A 26,583-nucleotide genomic window follows, 5' to 3' on the forward strand; every position below is an offset into this window, starting at 1 on the left:
AACAACAACAATCTCAACCAATAAAAAAATCGGTATCGACAAAACTTGGCACACTATTGAGTTCTCAAACAACAGACGCACCCGGACTCAACGACCAAAAACAACCGTCTCGCTCCGAAGCAACTTGTCTAACTTACCCGCTTGGAATCAACGTGTCAATTCCGCGTTATTACTGTATTTCCAGCATCTTTTTAAAATGTTATTTTTCAAGACTTCCGAAGGCCTGTTATGGCGGGTCCGGTATGGAAAACAGCGACTGAACGTTCATCCAGCGGGGTTACCTACTCTAGCACCGTAGGGCCCGCCGGACAAAACGCACCCGGCACCAGAGCCGGGATCAGGTTCTCAGGGGCGCACCGGTACCAGGTAGAGCACGGCCAGCGGGGGAAGCGTCAACGTTGCGGAAGCGATTTTGCCGTCGTAGCCCTCATCCTCGGCGAGTATGGTCCCCGAATTGCCCACTCCGGAACCACCGAATTCCTTCGCATCGGTATTTACTACCTCGCTCCATTCCCCTGCTGCTGGCATCCCTACGCGGAAATTCTCAATCGGCGTGCCCGCGAAATTCGCCAGACAGACCAACGGGTTGCCTTCCCCGTCCCAACGAATGAAGGACAAGACGTTTCGTTGGGCGTCGTTACCGTTGATCCATTCGAAGCCCTCCGGATCGTTGTCACGGGCGTAGAGCGCCGCAGTGGCCCGGTATTGCTCGTTCAGCCGGCGGACCAGCAGCTGCAGGCCCCGGTGCGGGGGCATATCCGCCAGCCACCAATCCAGCCCGTGCTGTTCGCTCCACTCCGCTTCCTGGCCAAATTCCGTGCCCATGAAGATCAGCTGCTTGCCGGGGTGCGCCCACTGATATGCCAGATACGCGCGAAGGTTTGCCAACTGCTGCCAACGGTCACCGGGCATTTTACGCAGCATCGATCCCTTGCCATGCACCACCTCGTCGTGGCTGATCGGGAGCAGGAAGTTCTCCGTAAACGCGTACACCAAGGAGAACGTCGCCTCGTTGTGATGCCAACCGCGGTTGACCGGGTCTTCTGCAATGTAGGCCAGCGAGTCGTGCATCCAGCCCATGTTCCATTTCAGTCCGAAACCGAGCCCCCCGCCGCTGGTAGGGGCCGTGACGCCGGGGAACGCCGTGGATTCTTCGGCGATCATCACGATGCCCGGATACCGCTTGTAGCTGGTGGCATTGACCTCCTGCAGTAACGAGATCGCCTCAAGGTTTTCGCGTCCGCCGAATTTGTTGGGACTCCACTGGCCGGCTTCCCGGGAGTAGTCCAGGTACAACATCGAGGCGACCGCATCCACGCGCAGCCCGTCGATATGGAATTCCTCGAACCAGTACAGCGCGTTGGCCACCAGAAAATTGCGGACCTCGCTGCGGCCGAAATCGAATATCAGCGTGCCCCAATCGGGATGTTCGCCAAGCTGTGGATTCGAGTGTTCATAGAGCGGCTGGCCGTCGAACCGGGCCAACGCCCAGGCGTCCTTCGGGAAGTGCGCCGGCACCCAGTCCATGATCACGCCGATCCCGGCCTGATGCAGGGAATCCACCAGGAAGCGGAACTCGTCGGGGTGCCCGAAGCGTGAGGTGGGAGCGTAATAGGAGGTGACCTGATAGCCCCAGGAGCCGCCGAACGGATGTTCCGCCACGGGCATCAGCTCGACGTGGGTGAAACCCATCCAGCTGGCATACTCGACCAGCTCCTTGGCAAGGTCCCGGTAATCCAGCCCCAATCGCCAGGAGCCAAGATGGACTTCGTAGACGCTCATTGCGCTATTGTGCGGGTCCCGAGCTGCCCGGCCGGCAATCCAGTCCTCGTCCTTGAACGCATATCCGGATTCCACCACACGCGAAGCTGTCAAGGGCGGCACCTCGGTTCCGAATGCCATCGGATCGGCCTTTTCGACCCACTCACCGCTCTTGGCCAGGATCTCAAATTTATAGCACGCCCCTGCCATAACGTCGGGGGTGAAGATTTCCCAGATGCCGGAAGAGCCCAGACTGCGCATGGCATGCTGCCGGCCGTCCCAATTGTTGAAATCTCCCTTGACCCGCACGGCCTGCGCGTTAGGTGCCCATACGGCGAAGCTAACACCGGTGACGGAACCCAGTTCTGAGTGATAGTGCTGCACATGAGCACCGAGGGCAGTCCATAGTGTCTCGTGCCGGCCCTCGCCGATCAGGTGCAAGTCAATTTCACCCAGCGTGGGCAGGTAGCGATACGGATCGTCCGCCGTCGCCATCTTTCCACCGTGATAACCAACCTCCAGCCGGTAGTCCGGCACATGTCCGGGCTCTGCAGGGTCCAGTACGGCTGTCCAGATCCCGCCGTACTCGTGCGTCATGGGGAATTTGCCGTCCACCGTAACGACGGCGGCCGATTCTGCCAGATGCCGCAGCGTGCGGATCGTGACCAGACCGTTGGCATCAAGATGTGCGCCGAGAACTGAGTGCGGCGCGTAATAGGTGCCATCCGACACCCGTGCCAGCACCTGAGAGTCCACGGCCAGCGGACGCCTCGCCTCGCTCAGGCCGTTGGCAGTTTCGCTTTGCTCCTGCGCCCCGTTCTGCTCCCGCGCCCCGCTCTGCTCCTGCTGCCCGTTATCTTCTGAACCAGTGCTGCCCATGGCATCCCCGCTTTCCATTGCATTCAATGTCTTCCGCACGGCCCGTACTGGAACATGCATCCAGGCGGGTCTGTTGCGGAGTTCGTAAACGACCTCATACAAGGCCTTGTCCAGCCATAGCGCCCGGAACAGCGCCGAATCCGTCTCAATGGCTCCCGGCTCAACGCCCTGGTAGCCGCGGATGAAGGCCGCGGACGCGGCCTCGGCCCAGGCCGCAGTCCGGTCCGCCTCAGCAGCGCGTCCATCGTCCGCGCTGGCGGCCGCATAGTCGAAGGAGCGCAGCATGCCGACGACGTCGCGCAGCGGCAGATCCGGCCGGTTCCGTTCGGCCACCGGGCGCAGCGGCTCCCCCTCAAAATCCAGGACCAGCCAGCGTTCCCCCTCCTTGGTGTCGGCATGCAGCAACTGCCCCAGATGCAGATCCCCGTGTATCCGCTGCAGCGGCGGAAGATCCTTGACCTCATACAGGCTGGAAATGATCTCTTCAATCCGGTCCCGATAGGGCCCGACAACCTCCCCCGCCTGGGACCAGGCCCACCGGATGCGGGATGCAATGCCTTCGACAAAGGCATCCCGTTCACTTCCTGCCACCTGATGTGAGCCCATGCTGCTGAGCAGGCTGCGATGAACGCGGGCCGTGGCTGCGCCGATAGCCGAAGCCTGGGCAGCAAAGTCATCGCCCGCGCGGGCGGCCTTTAGGGCCACAGCCCAGACATCTTCACTGTCCGGGACAAATTCGTGCATCACCGCGAGGTTGCCCTCCACCGGACCGTCCGTGCCGCTCCAGCTGCCCGTCGCCCAGCCATGCAGGGCAGGAACTTCACCGCAGCCAGCGGCGGTCAGCGCCGCACCCACCTCTACATCCGGATTTACGCCGGCGCCGAGAACGCGGAAAAACTTGATAATCACGGGCTTGTCAGCGTTCTGCACGATGACAGAGGTGTTCGACTGCTCGCTGCTGAGCACCCGGGCATCTCCAAGATCTTCCCGACGCGATTCACCGAAGGTTGGGCTGCTGAAGGCCGTTGCCGTCCCCTCGGTGACGGTCGAGCTTCCGCGGAGCAGGTCCAACCAGGCGGAAATGAAGACCTGGTCATGCGGTGCGTCGTAGATCCACAGCCGTCCCAATGCCGGGTCTTCGATTTCCGCCACCAGTGCAGCGTCGGCACCGGCCAGCGGTGCCGACCGAAAGCTCAACGGCACCTGCAGAACCTGTGTCCGGTTGCCGTCGTCGACCGCTATAAAGTGCACTTCGAGGCCCACGCCTGCATCCGCGCCTTTATCCGGACTCGAGTCCGCCAGCCGAAAGCCGCCGGCCGAATGCAACGCAACCGTGCTGCCTTTGGCCGGATACCAGCGCTGATCCGGCAGCCACGTGGTCAGGAGCTCAGCGATGCCCGCCGTCAGCCCGTGCATCACAGGTCCCGGCCCGGCATCGGAATGATGGGCATTGCCTGCGTCTGCGGCGATGTCGGATTCGATGATGGTGAGCGCAGCCGAAGCCAGAAGAAGTCGTAGCTGCCAAGTGTCAGGGTGAGCACGCCGTCCTCACCGATGGGCGGGAAGACCGTTCCGCCGAACACATCGCGCAGGCCGCGGCCGGCGAGTGCCGGCAACCGCAGCTGGGTGGCAACCGGGTGCTGGGAGAGGTTGAAAACGCACAGGAGGGTCTCTCCCCATTCGCCCTCCGGATTCCCTTCCGGAATGTCCCGCAGGAAAGCCAGCACCGATTCAGACGTGGCCTCAATGTTCTGGTAACCGCCCAGCCCAAAGGCGGGATGGGCACGCCGGACGGCCAGGATCTGCCTGTGCCAGTGCAGCAGCGAGCTGGCGTGGGACGTTTGCGCCTCCACGTTGACGTGATTGTGGTGGTACACCAGCGACTGGATGACCGGCAGATACAGCTTCCCCGGATCCGCATTGGAGAAGCCCGCGTTCCGGTCCGGGGTCCACTGCATGGGCGTCCGCACGGCGTCACGGTCGGTCAGCCAAATGTTGTCCCCCATGCCAATCTCGTCCCCGTAGTACAGGAACGGGCTGCCCGGCAGGGACAGCAGCAGGGCGTTGATCATTTCCATCTCGGCGCGGGAGTTATCCAGCAACGGGGCAAGCCGGCGGCGGATTCCGATGTTGGCGCGCATCCTCGAATCCGGCGCATACCAGCCCAGCATCGCCTCGCGTTCCTCTGCCGTAACCATTTCCAGCGTGAGCTCGTCGTGGTTGCGCAGGAACGTTCCCCATTGGGCACCCGCGGGGATGTCCGGCGTGTCGATCATGGTCTGGATGATGGGTGCGGCCTTCTGATCACGCAGTGCGTAATACAGCCGCGGCATGATCGGGAAGTGGAAGGCCATGTGGCATTCCGGGGCCGCCGCGGTACCGAAGTACTCCACCACTTCCTCCGGCGGCTGGTTGGCCTCGGCAATGATGACGCGCCCGGGATAGTTTTCATCAACCATGGCGCGCAGCTGACGCAGGAATTCGTGGGTAGGCGCCAGGTTCTCGCAGTTGGTGCCCTCCTCCGCGAACAGATACGGGATCGCGTCCGCCCGGAAACCGTCGATGCCCTGGTCGAGCCAGAACTTCACCACATCAAAAATGGCCTCGACGACTTTGGGATTCTCGAAGTTCAGATCCGGCTGGTGGCTGAAAAAACGGTGCCAGAAGAACTGCCGGCGCACCGGATCGAAGGTCCAGTTGGATTCTTCGGTGTCGACAAAGATGATGCGTGCGTCCTGGTATTTCTCGTCGGTGTCGCTCCACATATAGAAGTCGCCGTACGGTCCGTCGGGATCTTCACGGGACTGCTGGAACCAATCGTGCTGGTCCGAGGTGTGGTTGACGGGCAGGTCAATGATGACGCGTACACCCCGGGCGTGCGCCTCCGCCACCAGGCGCTTGAAGTCCCCCAGGCTGCCGAACTCGTCGAGCACTGTGTAGTAATCACGGATGTCGTAACCGCCGTCGCGCAACGGGGAATCGAAGAACGGCGGCAGCCAAAGGCAGTCGATGCCCAGCCACTGCAAATAGTCCAGCCGCTCGATCAGCCCGGAGAAGTCGCCGGAGCCGTCACCATTGGCGTCGGCGAAACCGCGCACCAGCACCTCATAGAAGACGGCTTTGCGGTACCAGTGCGGGTCGTGTTTAAGACCGGGAGCATTCAAATTGAACTGGGAGGAGATATTGGGTGCCCCAAAGGTCATCGCTGCCGCCTTACGTGCAAAATATGAGCTGGTTCCCGGTACGCGTCGAGCCGGAAATAATTTTCGCTTCCCCAATGCCAGCTTTCGCCGGTAATCAGTTCATCCACTGTAAAGGTTCCCTGCGCAACACCGGAATCAAAGGTGCCGGAATCAAGATCCAGAGGATCGAGCTGGAGGGCCGCAAGGTCCAGGTAAACGGCACCTTCGCGGGCACTGTGCGGATCCAGGTTGACGACGACGATAATCGTGTCCTTGACGGTGCTGCCGTCGGGGCGGTGGATGGTCTTGTGCTTGCTGAAGGCGACCGTCGCGGCATCCGAGGTGCCCTGGACGGTGAGGTTCGCCAGGTCCATCAGTGCGGGGTGGTCGCGGCGGATTTGGTTCAGCCGCGTTATATACGGCGCAAGCGATCTGCCGGCTGCTTCCGCGGCAGCAAAGTCCCGCGGCTTGTATTCAAATTTTTCATTATCGATGTATTCCTCGGCACCAGGGCGGGCAATGTGCTCGAAGAGTTCGAACCCTGCATACATTCCCCACAGCGGGCTGCCCATCGACGCCAGCACTGCCCGGATTTTGAAGGCCGCCGGGCCGCCGTACTGCAGATACTCCGTCAGAATATCTGGCGTATTGACGAAGAAGTTGGGCCGGAAGAACGCTGGGGTCTCATGACTGATCTCCTGCAGGTACTCCTCTACCTCTTCCTTGCTATTGCGCCAGGTGAAGTAGCTGTAGGACTGCTGGAATCCGGCACGTCCCAACGCGCGCATCATGGCAGGCCGCGTGAACGCCTCGGCCAGGAACACCACCTCAGGATGGGCGGTGTTAACCGTTCCGATCAGCCATTCCCAAAACCAGACCGGTTTGGTGTGCGGATTATCCACACGGAAAATCTTTACCCCCTGGGCGATCCAGAGTTGCACAATCCGCAGGATTTCCCGGGATAATCCGTCCGGATCATTGTCGAAGTTCAGCGGATAAATATCCTGGTACTTTTTTGGAGGATTTTCCGCGTAGGCGATGGAACCATCCACCCGCGTGACGAACCAGTCGGGCTGCGCGGTAGCCCACGGATGGTCCGGTGCGCACTGCAGGGCAAGGTCAAGGGCAACTTCGAGGCCGACGGCCTGTGCCTGGCCGACGAAGGCCGCAAAGTCCTCAAATCCGCCCAGGTCCGGGTGGATAGCGTCATGGCCGCCCTCATCGGAGCCAATGGCCCACGGTGATCCGGGATCCGAGGGCCCGGCGACCAGCGAATTATTCGGGCCCTTGCGGTTGACCTTGCCGATCGGGTGGACCGGCGGCAGATAGATGACGTCAAAGCCCATCCGGGCCACCGCGGCCAACCGCGCGGCAGCGCTCCGGAACGTTCCGCTGGTCCAATCCCCGGTCATCGGGTCACGGACGGCGCCTTCGGAACGGGGAAAAAACTCGTACCAGGAGCCCCGGCCGGCCGCGTCCCGTTCGACGTGGATGGGATAGGCGGCGCTGCGGGTAACCAGGTCACTAATCGGCAAACGTTCGACGGCGGCGAGTACCGCCGCGTGCGTACCGGCACCCAGCCGGTCGGGCACGGCGAGCGTGGCGTCCACGAGCTGTCCGGCGGCGGCCCTGAACGTCTTTGCATCGGCAGCCAACCGGCCGTCGTCGTCAGCGGCTTTGGCCAGCAGTGCCGCGCCTTCGGCCAACATGACCTCGACATCCACGTCCGCGGCAATTTTGACTTCTGCGTTGTGCTGCCACGTCGCGAAAAGATCGGCCCAGGCCTCAATGGCGAAGGACCAGCGTCCCATGCTGGGCGGGGTCAAAAGACCGGCCCAGCGGTCCGATCCCTTTCCCAGCGGCCGTAGCCTGGTCCGCTGGTTTTCCATCCCCTGCCCGTCCAGCAGCACGGCATTCACGCCCAGGATGTCATGGCCTTCACGGAAAACCGTGGCAGCAATTTCCAGATCCGCCCCGGGAACTGCCTTGACTGGAAACAGCCCGCCTTCAACGACCGGGGAAACCGCGGTGATGGGTATTCGGCCGAACCGGAGCCCCTCCATGACACCGGTAGGACCGGACGGTACATTCGACGACGCTGCTTCGGAAGTAGTCACAAGATAGACGTTATCGAGAAAGGGGCCGGATTGCGAAGGTCCGCCTGTATTCGGTTGCCATGACGGATTTATGCAAGGGCGCGTTAAGCGATATGTCACCCGCTGTTTTCAGCGGTTACCAGATGCCCGGATGAGTGCGCTAAGGTGTCGAAAATGAAGGCAATCCGCAGATTCACCGTCCGTACAGTACTTCCGGAGCCAATCTCCGCGCTGGCGGCCTTGGCCACTAATCTCCGATGGTCCTGGCACCTGCCCACCCGTGAACTTTTTGCCAGCCTTAATCCGCGAATCTGGAAAGAGAGCAAGCACGACCCGGTGACATTCCTCGGGTCCGTTGGCCGCGAAGAGCTGCAGCAGCTCGCGGCCAACCCCGCCGTCGTCGCCCGTGTTCAGCACGCGGACGAAGACCTCCGGCACTACTTGTCCAAACCGCGCTGGTACCAGGGCCTCGGTGATTCCGCCCCCAAGTGCATCGCGTATTTTTCACCGGAATTTGGTATTGCCGAGGCTCTCCCGCAGTATTCCGGCGGACTCGGGATCCTGGCCGGTGACCACCTCAAGGCCGCATCGGATCTGGGCGTGCCACTGATCGGTGTCGGGCTGCTCTACCAAGCGGGCTATTTCAAGCAGTCCCTGTCCCGTGATGCATGGCAGCAGGAAACCTATCCGCTGCTGGACCCGGACAATCTCCCGCTGACGCTGCTGCGCGAGGCCGACGGTACGCCGGCACAGGTGCGGCTGCCGCTGCCCGAGGGACGCCAGCTGCTCGCTAGCATCTGGCGGGCCGATGTGGGACGGATTCCCCTGCTGCTGCTCGATTCCAACGTCCACGGCAACGACGATGCCGCCCGCACGATCACGGACCGGCTCTACGGCGGCGGTGGGGACCACCGGCTGCAGCAGGAACTCCTGCTGGGCATGGGCGGGGTCAAGGCGCTGCGGATCTATACGCGCCTGACCGGTGGTATTGCTCCCGAGGTGTTCCACACCAACGAGGGCCATGCCGGATTCCTTGGCATTGAAAGGATCCGCGAGCTGATGGACCCTGCCGTGACGGCGGAGCCACTGAGCTGGGATGAGGCGCTGACTGCGGGCCGCGCGTCCACCGTCTTCACCACGCACACGCCCGTGCCGGCGGGAATCGACCGGTTCCCGGCCTCGCAGATCCGGCATTTCTTCGGAGCGGGACTCGCTCCCGGCGTCCCGTTGGACAAGGTCCTGGCTCTTGGTGCCGAAGATTACGACGACGGCGATCCGTTCGTCTTCAACATGGCCGTGATGGGGCTGCGGCTGGCCCAGCGCGCCAATGGAGTGGCGAAACTGCACGGCGTCGTGTCCCGTGGGATGTTCGCCAAGCTCTGGCCCGGCTTCGAGCACAGCGAGGTTCCGATCACCTCGGTCACCAACGGCGTGCACGTTCCCACTTGGGTGGATCCTCAGCTCAGCGCGCTGGCGGCGGAACGCTTCGGCCCCCAGGTGCTGGATGGACCGGATTGGGGCAAGGTCTATGACGTCTCCGACGCCGATGTCTGGGCACTGCGCCGGACTCTGCGCAGTGCTTTGGTCAAAGACGTGCGCCGCCGGCTGCGCGCCGCCTGGAAAAAACGCGGAGCAGCGGATGCCGAACTGGCCTGGACGGATAATGTACTGGATCCGAATGTGCTCACCATCGGCTTTGCCCGGCGTGTGCCCACCTACAAGCGGCTGACGTTAATGCTCCGGGACCCGGCGCGGCTGAAGGCTCTGCTGTTGAACGAGCAGCACCCGATCCAACTGGTCATCGCCGGAAAATCCCACCCGGCCGATGACGCCGGGAAGGCGATGATCCAGGAACTGGTCCGATTTACCGATGACCCCGCTGTTCGGCACCGGATTGTTTTCCTGCCCAATTACGACATTGCCATGGCCCGCACCCTTTTCCCGGGCTGCGATGTTTGGCTGAACAACCCGCTGCGCCCGCTGGAAGCCTGCGGAACCTCCGGGATGAAGGCCGCCATCAATGGCTCGCTGAATCTGTCCGTCATGGACGGTTGGTGGGACGAGCTGTACGACGGCGAAAACGGTTGGGCGATTCCCACTGCCAATATCGGCACCTCCTCCGAGGAACGGGATGACATCGAAGCGGGTGCTCTGTACGAACTGCTGGAGAATCAAGTGGCCCCGCGTTTCTATGGCTCCACTGCGGTTCATGGGTCTGTCGCTATCGGAGCCGGCGCAGCCGGGCCGTCCAGGGCAGGCGGTGAGGAGCTGCTCCCGACGCATTGGATCTCAATGATCAAACACACCCTGGCAAAGCTTGGGCCGGCCGTCTCTGCGGAACGGATGGTGCAGGATTACGTGAACCGGTTGTATGAGCCGGCCGCCATCTCCGGCCGCGCTGCCCGCGCGGATGATTATGCGCAGGCAAAGTCCCTCGCGGTGTGGGTCGCCCGGGTGCGTGAAGCCTGGCCGCAGTTGACCGTGGAGCATGTGGATTCCCTCGGGGTAAAGACGGAACCGCAGATCGGTGACACCATTACGGTTCAGGCCTATGTGACCCTCGGCGGGCTGCAGCCGGCGGATGTCAGCGTGGAAACCGCTTACGGCAAGGCGTTGGACAACGATCAGCTCAGCGATACCACGATTGCCGTCCTGGACTGGTCCGAGGACCTGGGGCAGGGGCGCTATCTGTTCAGCGGGGACATTGTGGTGGACCGGTCAGGAAGCTTCGGCTACACCGTGCGGGTACTGCCAAACCACGGCGCCCTCGCCAGCAAGGCTGAACTGGGCCTGATCGCCAACGCTTAGCACGCACTGAATCAGTTATCTACCGCTGCTGGGCGTCCGCTAGCAGCGGTAGATGCTGATGGAATTCGCTTCCACGCGACAGGTTCCGCCGGCGATCGTCCGCTCGCTTTGCCGCACACTGTGGTCCTCGGCTGTGGTGAACCGCAACTCGAAGATGCGCCCGGCACCGTCCTCGTCCGTCAGGTCCGGAAGGGTAACCGACGCTTGTGCACACCCGCCGTTGAAGATCACGAGCCCGTCCAGCAGCCCTGCAGGGGACCCCATCAGCATCTGCAGCACACGGTCGGTTGGATTACGCCAGCGCTCCTGCGTCATCAGCGTGCCGTCCTGCGCGTACCAGTGCAGGTATGAGCTCTCGCCGCGGGCCGGATATCCGCTGGGCTGGTCAGCCAGGAAATCGCGGCGAACGCGGATCAGCCGTTTTGTCGCAGCGAGCATCTCCCTGGCCGGTTCGTCCATGGTCCAGTCCAACCAGGCGGATTCGTTGTCCTGGCAATAGGCGTTGTTGTTTCCCTGTTGGCTGCGGCCAATTTCGTCACCGGCGGTAATCATCGGAACCCCGAGGGACAACATCAGGGTTGCCATCATATTTCGCGCCGTCCGGGCGCGGGCGGACAGGATTCCACGATCATGGGTGGGCCCCTCCACACCGTGATTCCAGCTCCGGTTATGATCCGGACCGTCCCTGTTGTCCTCACCGTTGGCCGTGTTGTCCTTATGGTTGTAGGAAACCAGGTCTGCCAGGGTAAAACCGTCATGGGCGGTGACGAAATTGATCGAAGCCAGCTGGCTGCGCCCGGACGGCGCGAAAAGGTCCGCGGAGCCGGCCAGGGAGTCCGCCAGCGGAGCCAGCGTGCCACCGGTCTCCCCCGCGGCCAGGGCTGCCCGGTCGGACAGCCAGAAACTACGGACCGTATCCCGGTAGTGATCGTTCCAATCCACCCAGCCTGCGGGGAATCTGCCGGTCTGCCAACCGTCGGAGCCCAAGTCCCACGGCTCGGCGATCAGTTTTATCCCGGCCAGTGCTTTATCCGTTGCGGCCGCGATCAGGAAGGGGTGCAGCGCGCGGAACTCGTTGGCTGCATTGCGGGCCAATGAGACCGCCAGATCGAAGCGGAATCCGTCAATGTGGAATTCCTGGACCCAGTAGCGCAACGAGTCGAGCGTCATCTGGACCACACGCATTTCACTGAAGTCCAGCGTGTTCCCGCAGCCCGTGCTGTCCGCGTAGCCGCCGTTCGCGTGACGGTAATAGCTGCCGTCACCGAGCCCGCGCCAGCACAGCGCCGGCAGCTGCGCCGGACCTTCAGCGGTGTGGTTATAGACGACGTCCAGAATGACCTCGATTCCCGCGGCATGCAGGAGTTTAATCATGTCTTTAAGCTCGTCCTGCACGGCCTGCGGGCCGGCTGCCCGGGCGGCAGGGCTGGCATAGGAGACCTGCGGGGCGAAATATCCCAGTGTATTGTAGCCCCAATAATTTTTCAGTCCCCGGGCCTGCAGATGTGGCTCGTCGATGTGGAAGTGCACCGGAAGAAGTTCGACGGCGGTGATGCCGAGGGCGCGCAGGTAGCCGATCATTGCCGGATGCGACATACCGGCGTAGCTACCGCGCAGTTCCACGGGGATGTCGGGATGGAGCATGGTCTGGCCCTTGACGTGGGCCTCGTAAATGACAGTATTCCGCCACGGCGTGTGCTCGGCCGTCTCCTGGTCCTGCCCCCAGTCAAACGCGCTGCCCATCCGCACAGAGCTGTACAGGACGGTGCCGGATACGGTGCGCTCGTCGATGTAGCGGCCGTAGGGATCGAGCAACAGCTGCGAAGTCTTCGGCTCAAAGCCGGACGCTTCAAAATCGGTCGGCACCGGCTTTTCCGGACGTTCTTTGGTCCGGACGCGCCCACCTCGGAAGCCATAGCGGCTCCCAATAGGGACGTCACTGACGGTGCCGTGGTGCACGCCGTCACTGCAATCCGGAAGCAGCTCGTGTCGCCAGGAACCTCCAGGAGCCTGGACGTACATCTCGACGTCGTCCAGTTCCGGAGCGTACACGGCAACGTTGACGCGGCTCCCCGCGCCGCCGTCGCCCTGTTTGCCGTCGCTTTCCCCCTTGGGCGGCAATGGCTCACTGAGACCGAGCGGAAACGGGCGCGACCGTGCCGCTCCCAAAGGCCTTGCTGTGCCGGCAGTTTCGCCCGCATCGGAGTTTTCGCCTGTCCCGGGGTTTTCGCCCATCCCGGGGCGCACACGTAGTCCGGTCATGGAAGGCCTCAGACGTTGGCCGAGCGCTGCCGGGAAATCTCATAAAGACTGATACCGACCGCCATCGACGCGTTGAGCGATTCCATCGCCGAATCGATCGGGATCGAAACAATCTGATCACAATTTTCCCGCACCAGGCGGGAGAGCCCCTTTCCTTCTGAACCCACAACGATGCAGATGGGCTCAGCGGCCAGCGTCAGGCCGGGCAGTGAAACATCCCCGTCGCCGTCCAGACCGAGAACGAAGATGCCCATATCCTTGAACGCGGCAAGCGCACGGTTCAAGTTCGGCGCCTTGGCGACAGGGACGCGGACGGCAGCTCCAGCGCTGGTCTTCCAGGCCGAGGCCGTCACACCAACGCTGCGTCGCTCCGGGACGACCACCGCATGTCCGCTGAACGCCGAGACGCTGCGGATGATGGCTCCGAGATTACGGGGATCGGTAATGCCGTCCAGGGCGACAAACAGGGGGGCATTACTGATGTACCCCTTCTTCCATTTGGTCATAGTTTCCTGCGCGAAGTCCACGGCATCCTGGTACTCATATGGAGGGATCTGCAGCACCAGACCCTGGTGCACAGCGTCTTCGGTCATCCGGTCAAGCTCGGGCTTGTGGGCCTCCATCAACGGGATGCCACGGTCGGCTGCAAGCTTCAGCGACTCGCGGACGCGCTCGTCCATCTCGATACGTGCCGCGACGTAGAGGGCTTTGGCCGGAATCCCGGCCCGCAGGGCCTCCACCACTGAGTTGCGTCCGGTCACCATTTCTTCGGTGGCGCGGCCCTTGGGACCATTACGTCCGGCACGGCCACGCGATGCGGGACTTTCGGCTCCACGCTTGGCAGCGGAGCGGTCGGCAAGTTGCCTGGACTTAAACGCCTTATGGTACGGACGCTCATCCGCTTTGGGCGTGGGTCCTTTCCCCTCCAGGGATTTCCGGCCGTGCCCGCCGGTTCCGATGGTAGGGCCCTTTTTGAGCTTGCGCACGGCACCTGCGCGGGAAGAATTGGCCATCGTAAAACCCTAACGGTTGGTGGAGCCGCGTTAGAGGCTCCCGAAATCTAACATGTCATGGACTTGGACAGCTCCACGGGTTACCAGTTTACCGACCCCACCCAAATCCAGCGACGCCCTGCGTTTCAGTTCTTCCTGAACGACCAACTGGCGCCGTCCGCCGAGTCCGAAATGCCGATTCCCGCCAAGGCCAGTGCGTCCCGGATCGAGTCCGAGGCAGCCCAGTCTCCGGCGCTGCGCGCCACCTGGCGGGCCTGAAGCTGGGTTTCCACCAGCGTCTGAAGAGCGCGCAACGCGGCCGGATCGCCGCCGGCGTCCTGCCACTGCGGGTCCATCGGATTGATGCCCAGGGCCGTGGTCATGGCGCCCACCTGGCGGTAAGCCTCCCGAAGCACGCTTTCACCGTCAGTACCGCCAGCACCGTCAGCACCGTCAGCACCGTCGGCACCGGCAGCACCGGCAGCATCCGCAGGGCCGGAGGCCAGTGCCGTGTTGCCGCGGCGCACCGTATCGTGGAGCACCGCGAGCGCGGCGGGGACGTTCAGGTCGTCATCCATGGCTGCCTCAAAGGCCGAAGGCGCAGCCCCCGACCCTGCTGCGGCCGCAGCTGCGGCCGGTCCGAGCGCCCTTGCCGCGTTCGTCAGGAAGCTCCGGATCCGATCGACGGCGGCAGCGGCCTCCGGCAAGGATTCGGGCCGGTAATCCAGTACGGACCGATAATTCGCCTGTCCCAGGTAGTACCGCACCACCAGCGCGGGTGCCTGTTCCAGCAGCTGAGCCGGGCTGACGGTGTTCCCGACGGACTTGCTCATCTTCTCGCCGCGGTAGGTGACCATGCCGTTGTGCAGCCAGAAATTAGCGAAGCTTCTTCCTGCTGCCTGCGACTGTGCCATCTCGTTTTCATGATGCGGGAACCGCAGGTCCAGTCCGCCGCCGTGAATGTCGAAGGCATCGCCGAGGTACTTCCCCACCATCGCAGAGCACTCCAGGTGCCAGCCCGGGCGTCCGGCGCCCCACGGACTGGACCATGCCGCCGTCGCCGGTTCTCCTGCCTTATGGCCCTTCCAGAGCGCAAAGTCCCGCGGATCCCTCTTCCGGCCGTTGAACTCGGGTTCCACGTCCGCCGCGGCCTGCATGTCGTCCAGGCGCTGGTGTGTCAGGGAGCCGTAACGGTCCCACGACCGGACGTCGAAATATACATCTCCGGAGCCGTCCGATGCGGGGTAGGCATGGCCGCGGTCAATCAGCTCCTGGATCAGCGCGTGCATTTCCGGAATATGGCCTGTGGCGCGGGGCTCATACGTCGGCCTGGCAATCCCCAAGGCGTCATAGGCCTCCTCAAAGGCCTGTTCAAAACGGTATGCCAACGCCCACCACTGCTCGCCGGCTTCCGCGCTCTTGGACAGGATTTTGTCATCGATATCCGTCACATTGCGGACCACGGTGACGTTGAGCCCGCGGTACCGCAGCCACCGTGTCAACTGGTCAAAGGCCAGGGCGGAGCGCAAATGACCAATGTGGGGCTCACCCTGCACGGTGGCGCCGCAGTAGTACAACGAGGCTTCCCCTTCGATCAGGGGGATAAAATCGCGGACTTCGGCAGTGGCGGAATCGTAAAAGCGCAGGGTCACCGTTCTAGGCTAGCGGATCGGACCTGGCGGAATCGTCCGTTTACCGGATACCTATTCGACGCGGCAGATCAGCGCCGTGGCGATGGCTGCGATTCCTTCCCCTCGACCGGTGAAGCCGAGGGCGTCGCTGGTGGTGGCGGAGATACTGACGGGGGCACCGGCAGCAGCGCTGAGTGCCTGCTGTGCCTCCTCGCGACGTGGGGCGAACTTTGGTTTGTTACCGACAAGTTGTATGGCGATATTGCCGATCTCGAAGCCGGCGGCCCGGACGATGCGGCTGGCGTGAGCCAGCAGCGTTGCGCCGCTGGCTCCCTTGAATTCGGGGCGGTCAGTGCCGAAATGCGTCCCCAGATCCCCCAGCCCGGCAGCGGAGAACAACGCATCTGCTGCCGCGTGGGCCACCGGATCGCCGTCGGAATGACCGGTTAGCCCGCACTCACCGGGCCAGAAGAGGCCGGCCAGCCAAAGCGGCACCGCCTCACCTTCCGGGGCGAAGGCATGGACATCCAGCCCGATTCCCGTCTGCGGGAGGGCGCCGCGTACACCGTCCATTCCTAGCCCTCGACCCAGCGGGGTGCCAGCGGTCCAGCCAGCAATGCCTCGGCAAGGAGCAGGTCCCAGGGTCCGGTAATCTTCAGGCTGCTCGCCGATCCCATCACCACGTAGACGTCGACGCCGGCCGCCTCCACCAACATCGCGTCGTCCGTCACGGCTGCCCGCTGTTCAGCATTGAACCCCGCCGCAGCATCGTAGGCACGGCGAAGGGTTGGCAGATCGAACCCCTGCGGGGTCTGCACCGAACGCAGAACAGCGCGGTCCGGGGTCAACAGCACCTTCTCCGGGGCGATTCCGGCACTCGTAGACCCCTCGACGAGTTTCACCGTATCCGTCACGGGCAGGGCGGGAATAACCGCCAGCGCGCCTGCTGCCAGGGTCTGTGCGACGCGATGGTAAACCTCCACCGGGGTCAATGGACGGGCCGCGTCCTGAATAAGCACCGCTGTCACATCGGCGTCCAAAGCAGCCAGCGCCGCCCGTACCGATTCCGCCCGGGTGGTTCCGCCGTCGACCGTGGTGATCTTCAGGTCACCATCAGTGTCCACTGACTCGCACAGCGCACGCAGGTCAGTATCGCCGGCCGGAAGGGCTACGCAAATCTGAGCCGCTATCTTGGCCGACAGCGCGGTGCGTAAGGTGTGCAGCAGCATCGGATCGCTGCCAACCGGCACCTTGGCCTTGGCCATGCCAAAGCCAAGGCGTTCTCCGGATCCGGCCGCCACGATAATGACGGCGAGCTTGGTTATGCCCTCTGTTTCCATGCGCCTAAGCGTAGCGCCCCGCCTCCATGCCCTTACGCGCGGCGCAGTGCCGGGCGACCCCGGCCAGCAAAAAGCCCCGCCACCACGAGGGTGCCGGGGCTTTTTGCAGATCCGATCCGGCTTAAGACCGGTGTGTCCTATGAGCCGTTCTGCCTAAGAGCGGCATGTCCTAAGATGCGAGGACCTCATCCAAGACCGTGGCGGCCTTGTCTTCATCGGTCTTTTCCGCCAGCGCCAGCTCGGAAATCAGAATCTGCCGGGCCTTGGCCAGCATCCGCTTCTCGCCCGCGGACAGGCCACGATCATGGTCCCGGCGCCAGAGGTCACGCACAACCTCCGCCACCTTGATCACATCACCGGAGGCCAGTTTTTCAAGATTTGCCTTATACCGGCGTGACCAGTTGGTGGGCTCCTCGGTGAACTCGGCACGCAGGACATCAAAAACCTGTTCCAGGCCCTCTTTGCCGACAACGTCCCGCACTCCGACGAGGTCTACGTTTTCTGCCGGTACTTCAATGGTTAAATCACCTTGAGCCACCTTGAGCTTGAGATACATCTTCTCTTCGCCCTTAATGGTGCGCATCTTGATCTCCTCGATCTTCGCTGCGCCATGGTGGGGGTATACTACTGTCTCGCCGACCTCAAAAAGCATGTGGTTTCTCCCTTTCCCGGCTCCTAGTTTAGCACGATTCAGGCCCCTCCTAGTGGCGTTTTCGCAGGTCAGCGCCAGCTAATGACCAGTTCCCGGTGCTAAATGAATGTCCGAAAGGTCTTGACGAAATGACATTTCGATGCAGGCGGTCGGGCCCAACATCGACAGCGCGGATCATTCAGCCGCTGCCGGGCCCGGGATCGTTACCGGCCCGAAGCGTGACCTGCGCCTGTTTCCAGATAAGCTGAGGCGGAATACTGTTGGCCTTTCTATGAGGAGTTCTACGTGAGAATCGCTGCGAGCAAGCGGATAGTCAATCGTGCACAGCGGATCAGCCTGATCGCACTTATCGGCGCAGGTGCGCTCGCGGTCTCCGGCTGCAGCTATATCAACCCGCAGAGCACCGGTCAGATCTACTCGCCCTCCGATGGGGTACGCACTGATATGGGGAGCCTGCAGCTGCGCAATATCCTGATCGTCTCCAGCGGCGAAAACAAGCCCGGACGGGTCATCGGCGCTGTGTTCAATACCTCCGATAGCGACATTGAACTGACCATCAGCGGACCTGCGGGTTCGCAGACCGAGGTCGCAGTCAAGGCGCACGGGGACTATTACCTGACTGAAAAGTCGAATTCGTCTATTCTGAGCTCCGTCGGCGCTGCGCCCGGGGCCATGGAGATGCTGACGCTCGAACAGTCCGGCAGTACCGGCCCGCAGACGGCACAGCTTAACGTTCCGGTCCTGGATGGGACGCTCGAGGAGTACCAGAAGTACATTCCCACCCCCGGCGCGGAGTCAACGTCCGACAGTTCGGCCAGCTCCACCAGTTCCTCCAGCTCGACCAGCACGTCCAGCTCCACCAGCAGTGCCACTGCCACGTCCGGCAGCTAACCGGACGCAACAGTCAGGACTCGAACTTGTAGCCCAAACCGCGGACCGTAACCAGGTAGCGGGGCATCGATGAGTCCTGCTCGATCTTGCTGCGCAGCCGTTTCACGTGCACATCCAGCGTCTTGGTATCACCAACGTAATCCGAGCCCCAGACCCGGTCGATGAGCTGGCCGCGGGTAAGTACCCGTCCGCAGTTCCGCAGCAGCATTTCCAACAGCTCAAACTCCTTCAGCGGCAGCAGCACCGGTTCGCCGTCCACGCTAACCACATGGCGCTCAACGTCCATCCGGACCGGTCCGGCCTGCAGCGTGGACGTTATGAGTTCCTCCGGTTCCGCCTGCCTCCTGAGCACGGCCCGAATCCTGGCGACCAGTTCCCGGGCGGAATAGGGTTTGGTAACGTAGTCGTCCGCGCCCAGCTCGAGGCCGACGACCTTATCGATCTCTGAATCCTTGGCGGTCAGCATAATAATCGGAACGCCGGAACGCTGGCGCAGTGCCCTGCACACTTGATTCCCCGAGAGCCCGGGCAGCTGCAGATCAAGCAGCACCAGGTCCGCCCCCGTCCGGTCAAATTCTGTGACGGCGTCAAGGCCGTTGTCCACTACCTGGACCTCGAAGCCTTCCTTGCCGAGCAGATACGACAATGGGTCGGAGAAGGATTCTTCGTCTTCAACAATCAAGATTCTGCTCACGCAGTAGCTCCTTGGTTCTTCTGGACGCGCGCGTCCCCAGTTGTGAAATTGTTTCCGGACTTGGGTTCCGCGGGTTCCAGTGACGCGGCTCCTGGTACCTCGGCTTCCGGCACCTCGGCTCCAGGGCCGCCCTCCATCTCCGGCAGGCGGACGGTAAAGGTGGAGCCGCGGCCAGGTTGGGACCAGAGCGTAACTTCGCCGCCGTGGTTGGCGACGATGTGCTTGACAATGCTCAAGCCAAGGCCGGTACCACCGGTGTGCCGGGACCGCGCGGCATCAGCACGATAGAATCGCTCAAACACGCGGTCCTGATCCTCGGCACTGATGCCCTCACCCTGATCAGTCACAGCAATATTAATCAGTCCGTCAGCGGAATTGGTTCCAATCCCGATTCTGGTGTTCTCCGGCGAATACCGCACGGCGTTGTCAATCAGGTTCCTGAACGCAGTCACCAGCAGATGCGGATCTCCGTAGACCGCCCGGTCCGCGTGGCCTCCCACGACGAAACTGATGTTTTTGCTCTCGGCTGCCAGCCTGGCACGGTCCACGGCTTCAGCAATCACCGTGTTCAGATCAACAGCCTGCCCCTGCTGCACCACATCAGTGCCCTGCAGCCGGGACAGCTCGATGATGTCCTGGACCAGCGCTGCCAACCGTGCGGCTTCCGTGTGCGTCCGCCTCGCAAAGCGCCTGACGGCGTCCTCGTCTTCTGCCGAAGCCTCCAACGCTTCGGCCAGCAGCGAAATGGCACCAACGGGCGTCTTCAACTCATGTGAAACATTGGCCACGAAGTCGTTGCGGACGGCCTCGGTCCGGGTGATTTCCGTGCGGTCGTCGGCCAGCAGGAGGATATATTCCTCCCCCAACAAAGCCACGCGCACCTGGAGCACAATGGTTCCCTGACCTAAGGGACCCCGCGGCAGTTCCAGCGCTGCTTCCGCGATAACGCCGTCGCGCCGCACTCTCGCTGTCAGCTGGAGCAGTTCCTGGTGCACCACGGTATGCCCGCGGACCAAGCCGAACGCGAAGGCGCCGGGGCTCGCACGGACAACGCCGTCGGTCCCGTCCACCACTACAAACGCGCGCCCGACGACGGAGAGGACTTCCGCTGCACCGTCCGGCAGGTTGGGCTCCTGAACCTCTACCGCTTCCCGGCGCTGGCGCTCGCTGAGATTAAACGAGATCATTCCGAAGACACCCAGCACAAGGCCGATGATTCCTCCGATTACGCCGATCAGCATGGGGTCCACGCCACTAGCTTAGGCACAGATGCCCCAGCATCTTATCCAGCATCCTCGCCAGAGTGCCGGCGGAATACCCGGCAGGATGCGGGCGGAAGGCCGCGTTCAGCCAACGTTCACCCGCTGGTGCTGAAGTGTTCATCCGGTGCTGCAAAGCTGAGCGCACAGGCTATGGCAGCAGAACCGTGGCGGCCGCCAGCCGCGCGCGGCACAGCAGCGGCCCTCACCCATTGAAAGGATGCTCAGTGCGTAAAGTATTTCAGGCGGAGCTGCATCAAATCGGCGAGGGGCTGATCGAGATATCCCAACTCGTCACCGAAGGCACTGAAAACGCCATCTGCGCCTTCCAAGGGGCGGATATCGAGTTGGCCCAGGACGTCATCGCCGCCGATGCCCGAATCGATTTCCTGCAAAATGATCTGGACGAACGTGCCATCGATATTCTGGCCCTGCAGGGGCCGGTGGCCAGCGATCTTCGGATGATCGTTGGATCGCTGCGGATGAGCGCGTCACTGGAAAGAATGGGGGATCTGGCGCGGCATATCGCCCAACTTGCTCGTCTGCGCTACCCGTTAACAGTGATTCCGGCGCAATTGACATTGACCTTTAACGAACTGGCCCGGCTGGATCTGAAAATTGCCCGGCAGGTCGGGGAACTACTGCAAACGCGGGACATGGCCCTGGTGGCAGAAATCCAAACCGCAAAATCCAGTATCAGCGAACTCCATCGCAGCGTTTTCCATGCCATAGCAGCACCGCAGTGGCAGGAATCGCCGGCCACCACCGTCGATGTCGCGTTAGCCAGCAGGTACTTCGAGCGGTTCAGCGACCACGGCGTCTCCGTGTCGCGCAAGGTGGCCTATCTGGTGACCGGCCAGTGGCAGCCGGAGGATTTCGTTCTCTGAGCACCTCCGGCTGACCGCGTCCGGCACAAGGACTGCGGAACTGCTACTTTTTGCCCTGGTTGGCTACTGCCTTGATGGCTTCCGCCGCCGCCGCCGGGTCCAGATACCTGCCGCCCGGGTTGAGCGGCTTGAAGTTTTCGTCAAGTTCGTAGACCAGCGGAATCCCGGTGGGGATGTTCAGCGCGGCAATGTCCTGGTCCGAGATGCCGTCCAGGTGTTTGACCACGGCGCGCAGGGAATTTCCGTGCGCAGTGACCAGCACCGTCTTCCCGGCGGCCAGATCCACCGTGATGTCCGATTCCCAGTACGGCAGCATCCGCTCCAGTACGTCCTTAAGGCATTCGGTGCGGGGAATCGAATCTCCCAGATCCGCGTAACGGGGATCGCCCACCTGGGAAAATTCGCTGTCATCAGGCAGCGGCGGCGGCGGGGTATTAAAGGACCGGCGCCAGATCATGAACTGCTCCTCACCGTATTCAGCGAGCGTCTGGGCCTTATCCTTGCCTTGCAGCGCCCCATAGTGGCGTTCATTGAGCCGCCAGCTGCGCTTGACGTCGATCCAGCCGCGGTCCGCCGCGGCCAGCGTCAGATTGGCGGTGTTCACGGCGCGTTTCTGCCGGGACGTGTACACGATGTCCGGGAGCAGGCTGTGCTCCACCAGCAATTCACCGCCGCGGACGGCTTCCCGGCGCCCCTGATCGTTCAGGTCCACGTCCACCCACCCGGTGAATAGGTTTTTGGCGTTCCATTCGCTATGGCCATGGCGGAGCAGAATCAGCTTGTAAGAGGTCATGGAAGAATCCTAGCCGAGGACGCTCTGCAAGGGCGGTTAGGCTAAGTCCGTGGTGCAACGGGCGGAGCGAATCAGTCACCGGACCGGCGGTGTGGCGAAACCCGTCGGCAACATCACCCGCGGCACCACCAATGCCAACCGCCTGCGCCGGGTGGACCGCTGGTTGGCCGGCCCGCAGGCCTGGCGGCTGCGGACTGCCGTGATGGACGACGACGGCGGCACCATGTTCGGCGCGCACGGCCCGTTGGTCGTGGATCTGGGCTACGGGGCAACTCCGATCACCGCCGTCGAGCTGCAGCACAGGCTCGCTGCGGTGAATCCTGACGTCCATGTGGCCGGCATCGAGATTGAGCCCGAACGGGTAAGCGCGGCCAAACCCCTGGAGCACGCAGGGCTTAGCTTCCATCTGGGCGGGTTCGAAATTCCCGTCGCCGGAAAGCCCGTAATGGTGCGCGCCTTCAATGTTCTGCGGCAGTATGCGGAAGCCGATGTTCCGGCGATCTGGGCCTTGGTCTGTTCACGACTGGCTCCGGAGGGGATCTTTGTGGACGGAACCTGCGACGAGATTGGCCGGCGCAGCAGCTGGGTCACTTTGGAGCCCACCGGCCCCGTTTCGCTGACCTTGTCCCTGCGGTTCGGCGCATTCATGCTGCCGTCGGACGTGGCCGAGCGCCTACCCAAGGCGCTGATCCACCACAATGTTCCCGGCCAAAAGATCCATGCATTCCTGCAGGCGTTGGACAATGCCTGGCTCCAAGCCGCTCCCTTAGGCGCCTTCGGAGCCCGCCAACGCTGGGTGGCCAGTTGTCAGGCCCTGCGGGCTGCTCGGTGGCCGATCCGCGACGGTCCGGCACGCTGGCGGCTGGGCGAGCTGACGGTGGATTGGGCCGCTGTTTCCCCCTAGGTTCACCCTCAGTTCACCAGGAACCGGACGGTCCGCGGTTTCGCTTGCCGCCGCGCCGCGCGCCACTGACCGCGGGCCGGACATCGGCCAGGTAGACGCCCGCACCGGTGGTTGCGGCGAGTTCGAAGATCAGGAAGAAGCCCACGACCGGCGCCAGGACGAACAGCGCGCTGACCACGGTGGCTGCGAGGGTGATCCCCACCCAGAAGCCTTTGGTCCGCTTGTCCATCCGCTCAAAGTCGGCCGGCTTGGTGCGCAGGCAGTCGACAAGGGCCCACAACGAAAGCGCGAGGGCCACCAGCCCGAGCAATTGCAGCAGCAGGCTGGGGACGGTTCCAATAAGAACGTGACTAATAAGCACGTGACCAGCCTAGCGGGTTCCGGTAGTAGTTAGAGCCTGCGCCAGATCGTTCCACAGATCATCCGGGTTCTCGATTCCTACGCTGAGCCGCAGTAGGTTCGCGGGCACGGTTTCGGGCTCATTGGCGTGCCGGCGCCGGCGCTCGATCAGTGATTCGACGCCGCCCAGGGACGTTGCGGGCGTCCACAGCCGCACAGCGTTGACCACCGCGTCTGCTGCCGCCGCTCCACCGCGGACTTCGATGGCCAGCACGGAGCCAAAACCGCGCATTTGCACCTTGGCGCGGTGGTGTCCGGGATCGGTCTCCAGACCGGGGAAGCGCACGGCCTCCACTTGGGGATGCGACTGCAGCCGCCGGGCCAGCGCCGCCGCGGTCGATTGTGATCGTTCCACCCGCAGCGCCAGTGTGCGCAGGCCGCGCAGCGCGAGCCATGCCTCGAACGGGCCGGCAATGGCACCGTGAATCGAGCGGTGGTGCAGCAGCTGCGCACGCAAGCCTGCATCGGATGTGACCAGCGCGCCGAGTACCACGTCGGAATGCCCGGCCAGATACTTCGTCACCGAATGCAGAACGACGTCGCTGCCAAGTTCCAGCGGCTGCTGCACCAACGGTGTGGAAAAAGTATTGTCGGTGACGACGACGGCGCCCACGGCTGTTGCTGCAGCGGCGAGCGTGCGCAGGTCGGCGACTTCGAGCATCGGATTGGTCGGGCTCTCCAGCCAGAGCATGCTGGCCGGCGGAAAACCGTCCTCCGCGCCGCCGTCGTTCTTACCATTCGTTCCGTTAATCGCCGATATCGAGGCCTCGGTATCGGCGATATCCACCGTGCGCAGGGTAAACAGTCCCCGTTCCTGCAGCTCCGAGGCCATCACCAAGGCTCCCTGATAGGAATGTTTGGGCATCACCAGCACGCCGCCAACCGGGATGAGCGAGAGCGCCGCGGAGACCGCTGCCAGTCCGGATCCGAAGATCAGGCCGGGTAACGATGCGCCTTCCAATGCGGAGAGCGCTTCCTCCAGCGGATCCCAGGTGGGGTTGGAATAGCGCCCGTAGGCCCTGTCTCCGTCGACAACCTGCCCCGTCCCGACGTATGTGGAGGACAAGACAATCGGCGGGTTCACCGGCGCGTCGTGCCCGCGTTCCGGACGTCCCGCCGCCACAACGACGGTGTCCGGCGCGAGATCTGACGGATGTGTGGATGGTGCAGGGTTCGATACGGCTTCCTGGCTCATAGCTCCAGATTAGTGCGCGCGTTAGTGCATCGGGGATTTCACCGGGGCCTGTCAGCGATAGTCGGTAGGCTACTGGTGTGACTTCCGCAGCTGTACCCACTGAACTTTCCCTACCCGATGAGCTTCTGCCCTCCCTCTCCACAGAGCAACAGGCCGCGAGCCGGTCCGGGCTGTTCATCGTCTTTGAGGGCGGGGACGGTGCGGGAAAATCCACCCAGGCTGCATTGCTGGCCGCGTCGCTGGAGCAGTTGGGCCACACGGTCCTGCGCACCCGCGAACCGGGCGGCACGCCGGTGGGCGAAAAGCTGCGGGCTTTGGTGCTCGAACATGGCCATGGCGACATTGATGCCCGCAGCGAGGCACTGATTTTCGCTGCCGCGCGCGCCGCGCACGCGGCCCAGGTGATCCGCCCGGCCCTGGCACAAGGGACATTAGTCATCAGCGACAGGTACGTGGACTCCTCGATTGCCTACCAGGGTGGCGGCCGGAGTCTTGGCGAACGCCGCATCCGGGACCTGAATGAGTGGGCCACCGACGGTCTGTGGCCGGATCTGACGGTGCTGCTGGACGTGGAACCGGCGGACGGACGTAATCGGCGCACTGTCGCGGACACCGATGAGGACCGGCTCGAAGCTGAACCCGATGATTTCCACCGTGACATTCGCAACGTTTTCCTCCGGCTCGCCGCCGTCTCACCCGTCCGGTATCTTGTCCTCCAGGCACAGGCGCCCGTCGAAGAGCTCGCGGAACGAATACTGGACCGTGTCCAAGGGCTATTGCCGTGAGCGTATGGGATGACCTGCAGGGGCAGGAGCCCGTCGTTGCCCAGCTCCGCCGGGCGGCTCAATCGCCGTCCCCCACCCACGCCTGGCTGATTACCGGGCCTCCCGGCTCCGGGCGGTCCAACGCGGCGAAGGCACTGGCTGCCGCCCTGGTCTGTGACCGTACCGAGCTCAGTGAGCGCGGCTGCGGCGAGTGCCACGCCTGTCACACAGTGCTGACCGGCACCAATGCAGACGTTACCTTCGTGGCAACAGAAAAAACCACGATAGCGATCGCCGACGCCCGCGAGCTTGTCACCAAGGCTCAGGACCGGCCGTCCTCCGCGCGGTGGCGGGTCATCATCGTAGGGGACGCAGACAGGATGATTGAGCGGACCACCAACGTCCTGCTGAAAGCCATCGAGGAACCACCCCCGCGCACCATCTGGATTTTGTGCGCCCCCAGCCCGGCCGACGTACTGGTCACCATCCGGTCCCGCTGCCGGGCCGTCGCACTGCGCGTTCCGCCGGTGGCGGATGTGGCGGCGCTGCTTGTCAGGCGCGACGGCGTCGACCCCCGTCAGGCCGAACATGCGGCCCGCGCCGCGCAGAGCCACGTCGGGATCGCCCGGCGGCTGGCCCGGGATGAGGGCGCCCGGCAGCGCCGCGACGAGATAGTCCGCCTGCCATTGACGCTCTCCGACGTCAGCACGGCCGTCCGCGCGGCCGGCTCCCTGGTGGAGCTGGCAACAGCGGAGGCCAATTCCTCCAATGACGAACGCGACGCCGCAGAAAAGACAGCGCTCCTGGTTTCCCTCGGCGCGCCGGAAACCGGGACGCTGCCGCCGTCGATGCGATCCCAGGTACGGGCCCTCGAAGAGGACCAGAAACGCCGGTCCAAGCGTTCCATTACGGATACTCTGGACCGGGCCCTGACGGATCTGCTTTCGTTCTACCGTGACACGCTGCTCCTGCAGCTCGCCGGCCATGAAACGGCCGAAGTGGAGCTGGTCAACACCGCACTACGACCGCAGCTGCAGGCCTTCGCGGCCGCGGGGAGCGCCGAAACCACGCTGCGCCGGATGGATGCCATTAACGACGTCCGGCGCAGAATCACCACCAGCAACGTCGCTCCGCTGCTGGCCATAGAGGCCATGGCCGTGAGCCTGCTCTAGTGCCGCACACCGTTTGACCTGC

At 63.1% G+C, this 26,583-nt stretch carries 21 protein-coding genes; 7 read left to right on the forward strand and 14 right to left on the reverse strand.

What is annotated here, in order from left to right:
• A partial coding sequence (locus tag IV500_RS21735; protein ID WP_230855255.1) for a hypothetical protein occupies nucleotides 1–260 on the forward strand: 260 nt, incomplete at its 5' end.
• An 85-nt stretch (nucleotides 261–345) separates the two neighbouring features.
• On the opposite strand, the gene glgB is transcribed toward IV500_RS21735, so the two are convergent.
• Genes glgB through IV500_RS20075 form a run of 3 tightly spaced genes read right to left on the reverse strand, consistent with a single transcriptional unit; the run spans nucleotide 346 to nucleotide 7,885 of the window.
• On the reverse strand, nucleotides 346–4,056 hold the full coding sequence (gene glgB, locus IV500_RS20065; protein WP_196398594.1) for a 1,4-alpha-glucan branching protein GlgB: 3,711 nt from the start codon (nucleotides 4,054–4,056) through the stop codon (nucleotides 346–348).
• On the reverse strand, nucleotides 4,056–5,843 hold the full coding sequence (treS, locus tag IV500_RS20070) for a maltose alpha-D-glucosyltransferase (protein ID WP_196398595.1): 1,788 nt from the start codon (nucleotides 5,841–5,843) through the stop codon (nucleotides 4,056–4,058). The genes glgB and treS overlap by 1 nt, the downstream gene beginning before the upstream one ends.
• Nucleotides 5,840–7,885, reverse strand: coding sequence for an alpha-1,4-glucan--maltose-1-phosphate maltosyltransferase (locus tag IV500_RS20075; protein ID WP_196398615.1), 2,046 nt, complete (start codon nucleotides 7,883–7,885; stop codon nucleotides 5,840–5,842). The genes treS and IV500_RS20075 overlap by 4 nt, the downstream gene beginning before the upstream one ends.
• 207 nt (nucleotides 7,886–8,092) lie before the next feature.
• Between IV500_RS20075 and glgP the strand changes: the two genes are divergently transcribed.
• Nucleotides 8,093–10,726 carry an alpha-glucan family phosphorylase gene (glgP, locus tag IV500_RS20080; protein ID WP_196398596.1) on the forward strand — a complete coding sequence of 878 codons (2,634 nt, stop codon included), beginning with the start codon at nucleotides 8,093–8,095 and terminating at the stop codon, nucleotides 10,724–10,726.
• Between the two features lie 39 nt (nucleotides 10,727–10,765).
• Here the strand turns inward: glgP and glgX are convergent, their stop codons facing one another.
• From glgX to IV500_RS20110, 6 genes are all read right to left on the reverse strand, one after another.
• Nucleotides 10,766–12,988, reverse strand: a complete 2,223-nt coding sequence (glgX, locus tag IV500_RS20085; protein WP_230855256.1) for a glycogen debranching protein GlgX — start codon at nucleotides 12,986–12,988, stop codon at nucleotides 10,766–10,768.
• Nucleotides 12,989–12,996: 8 nt separating this feature from the next.
• A complete protein-coding gene (rlmB, locus tag IV500_RS20090; protein ID WP_196398597.1) occupies nucleotides 12,997–14,001 on the reverse strand; it encodes a 23S rRNA (guanosine(2251)-2'-O)-methyltransferase RlmB in 1,005 nt (334 codons plus the stop codon).
• Between the two features lie 125 nt (nucleotides 14,002–14,126).
• On the reverse strand, nucleotides 14,127–15,632 hold the full coding sequence (cysS, locus tag IV500_RS20095) for a cysteine--tRNA ligase (RefSeq protein WP_196398598.1): 1,506 nt from the start codon (nucleotides 15,630–15,632) through the stop codon (nucleotides 14,127–14,129).
• 51 nt (nucleotides 15,633–15,683) lie between these two features.
• Nucleotides 15,684–16,184 (reverse strand): 2-C-methyl-D-erythritol 2,4-cyclodiphosphate synthase, encoded by a 501-nt coding sequence (ispF, locus tag IV500_RS20100; RefSeq protein WP_196398599.1) that lies wholly within the window; start codon nucleotides 16,182–16,184, stop codon nucleotides 15,684–15,686.
• Between the two features lie 2 nt (nucleotides 16,185–16,186).
• The gene (ispD, locus tag IV500_RS20105; protein WP_196398600.1) at nucleotides 16,187–16,951 is read right to left on the reverse strand and encodes a 2-C-methyl-D-erythritol 4-phosphate cytidylyltransferase; all 765 of its coding nucleotides are present in this window, start codon (nucleotides 16,949–16,951) and stop codon (nucleotides 16,187–16,189) included.
• A gap of 169 nt (nucleotides 16,952–17,120) precedes the next feature.
• Nucleotides 17,121–17,603: a CarD family transcriptional regulator gene (locus tag IV500_RS20110; RefSeq protein WP_196398601.1), complete on the reverse strand. Its 483-nt coding sequence runs from the start codon at nucleotides 17,601–17,603 to the stop codon at nucleotides 17,121–17,123.
• Nucleotides 17,604–17,888: 285 nt separating this feature from the next.
• Between IV500_RS20110 and IV500_RS20115 the strand changes: the two genes are divergently transcribed.
• The gene (locus IV500_RS20115) at nucleotides 17,889–18,494 is read left to right on the forward strand and encodes a hypothetical protein (protein WP_312876008.1); all 606 of its coding nucleotides are present in this window, start codon (nucleotides 17,889–17,891) and stop codon (nucleotides 18,492–18,494) included.
• A 13-nt stretch (nucleotides 18,495–18,507) separates the two neighbouring features.
• Here IV500_RS20115 and IV500_RS20120 read toward each other — a convergent pair whose 3' ends face one another.
• Both IV500_RS20120 and IV500_RS20125 read right to left on the reverse strand, forming a co-directional pair.
• Nucleotides 18,508–19,188: a winged helix-turn-helix domain-containing protein gene (locus tag IV500_RS20120; protein ID WP_196398602.1), complete on the reverse strand. Its 681-nt coding sequence runs from the start codon at nucleotides 19,186–19,188 to the stop codon at nucleotides 18,508–18,510.
• A complete protein-coding gene (locus tag IV500_RS20125) occupies nucleotides 19,185–20,429 on the reverse strand; it encodes a sensor histidine kinase (RefSeq protein ID WP_196398618.1) in 1,245 nt (414 codons plus the stop codon). The genes IV500_RS20120 and IV500_RS20125 overlap by 4 nt, the downstream gene beginning before the upstream one ends.
• Nucleotides 20,430–20,674: 245 nt before the next feature.
• Here IV500_RS20125 and phoU point away from each other — a divergent pair, with 245 nt between their 5' ends.
• On the forward strand, nucleotides 20,675–21,334 hold the full coding sequence (phoU, locus tag IV500_RS20130; protein WP_196398603.1) for a phosphate signaling complex protein PhoU: 660 nt from the start codon (nucleotides 20,675–20,677) through the stop codon (nucleotides 21,332–21,334).
• Between the two features lie 43 nt (nucleotides 21,335–21,377).
• Here phoU and IV500_RS20135 read toward each other — a convergent pair whose 3' ends face one another.
• A complete protein-coding gene (locus IV500_RS20135; protein WP_196398604.1) occupies nucleotides 21,378–22,127 on the reverse strand; it encodes a phosphoglyceromutase in 750 nt (249 codons plus the stop codon).
• A gap of 49 nt (nucleotides 22,128–22,176) precedes the next feature.
• On the opposite strand from IV500_RS20135, the gene IV500_RS20140 reads away from it, so the two are divergent.
• Complete coding sequence (locus IV500_RS20140) at nucleotides 22,177–23,031, forward strand: class I SAM-dependent methyltransferase (RefSeq protein ID WP_196398605.1); 855 nt, start codon at nucleotides 22,177–22,179, stop codon at nucleotides 23,029–23,031.
• Between the two features lie 13 nt (nucleotides 23,032–23,044).
• Here IV500_RS20140 and IV500_RS20145 read toward each other — a convergent pair whose 3' ends face one another.
• Nucleotides 23,045–23,392: a DUF2516 family protein gene (locus IV500_RS20145; protein WP_196398606.1), complete on the reverse strand. Its 348-nt coding sequence runs from the start codon at nucleotides 23,390–23,392 to the stop codon at nucleotides 23,045–23,047.
• A 9-nt stretch (nucleotides 23,393–23,401) separates the two neighbouring features.
• Entirely contained in the window at nucleotides 23,402–24,625 is a 1,224-nt protein-coding gene (locus tag IV500_RS20150; RefSeq protein ID WP_196398607.1) for a trans-sulfuration enzyme family protein, read from the reverse strand.
• Nucleotides 24,626–24,750: 125 nt separating this feature from the next.
• On the opposite strand from IV500_RS20150, the gene tmk reads away from it, so the two are divergent.
• Together tmk and IV500_RS20160 are read left to right on the forward strand one after the other, a co-directional pair.
• Complete coding sequence (gene tmk, locus IV500_RS20155; RefSeq protein ID WP_196398619.1) at nucleotides 24,751–25,410, forward strand: dTMP kinase; 660 nt, start codon at nucleotides 24,751–24,753, stop codon at nucleotides 25,408–25,410.
• Nucleotides 25,407–26,561, forward strand: coding sequence for a DNA polymerase III subunit delta' (locus IV500_RS20160; protein ID WP_196398608.1), 1,155 nt, complete (start codon nucleotides 25,407–25,409; stop codon nucleotides 26,559–26,561). The genes tmk and IV500_RS20160 overlap by 4 nt, the downstream gene beginning before the upstream one ends.
• The last annotated feature ends 22 nt before the right edge of the window (nucleotides 26,562–26,583 follow it).

Origin of the sequence: Arthrobacter terrae (assembly GCF_015708085.1) — a bacterium.
GTDB classification, from domain to species: Bacteria; Actinomycetota; Actinomycetes; order Actinomycetales; family Micrococcaceae; genus Arthrobacter_M; species Arthrobacter_M terrae.

What these genes read in the sequence shown, in the direction of transcription:
- glgB (WP_196398594.1), bottom strand. Translation starts at nt 4,056, where the DNA reads ATGCACGGGCTGACGGCGGGCATCGCTGAGCTCCTGACCACGTGGCTG.
- treS (WP_196398595.1), bottom strand. Translation starts at nt 5,843, where the DNA reads ATGACCTTTGGGGCACCCAATATCTCCTCCCAGTTCAATTTGAATGCT.
- IV500_RS20075 (WP_196398615.1), bottom strand. Translation starts at nt 7,885, where the DNA reads ATGGAGGGGCTCCGGTTCGGCCGAATACCCATCACCGCGGTTTCCCCG.
- glgP (WP_196398596.1), top strand. Translation starts at nt 8,093, where the DNA reads ATGAAGGCAATCCGCAGATTCACCGTCCGTACAGTACTTCCGGAGCCA.
- glgX (WP_230855256.1), bottom strand. Translation starts at nt 12,988, where the DNA reads ATGACCGGACTACGTGTGCGCCCCGGGATGGGCGAAAACCCCGGGACA.
- rlmB (WP_196398597.1), bottom strand. Translation starts at nt 14,001, where the DNA reads ATGGCCAATTCTTCCCGCGCAGGTGCCGTGCGCAAGCTCAAAAAGGGC.
- ispF (WP_196398599.1), bottom strand. Translation starts at nt 16,184, where the DNA reads ATGGACGGTGTACGCGGCGCCCTCCCGCAGACGGGAATCGGGCTGGAT.
- ispD (WP_196398600.1), bottom strand. Translation starts at nt 16,951, where the DNA reads ATGGAAACAGAGGGCATAACCAAGCTCGCCGTCATTATCGTGGCGGCC.
- IV500_RS20110 (WP_196398601.1), bottom strand. Translation starts at nt 17,603, where the DNA reads ATGCTTTTTGAGGTCGGCGAGACAGTAGTATACCCCCACCATGGCGCA.
- IV500_RS20125 (WP_196398618.1), bottom strand. Translation starts at nt 20,429, where the DNA reads ATGCTGATCGGCGTAATCGGAGGAATCATCGGCCTTGTGCTGGGTGTC.
- IV500_RS20135 (WP_196398604.1), bottom strand. Translation starts at nt 22,127, where the DNA reads ATGACCTCTTACAAGCTGATTCTGCTCCGCCATGGCCATAGCGAATGG.
- IV500_RS20150 (WP_196398607.1), bottom strand. Translation starts at nt 24,625, where the DNA reads ATGAGCCAGGAAGCCGTATCGAACCCTGCACCATCCACACATCCGTCA.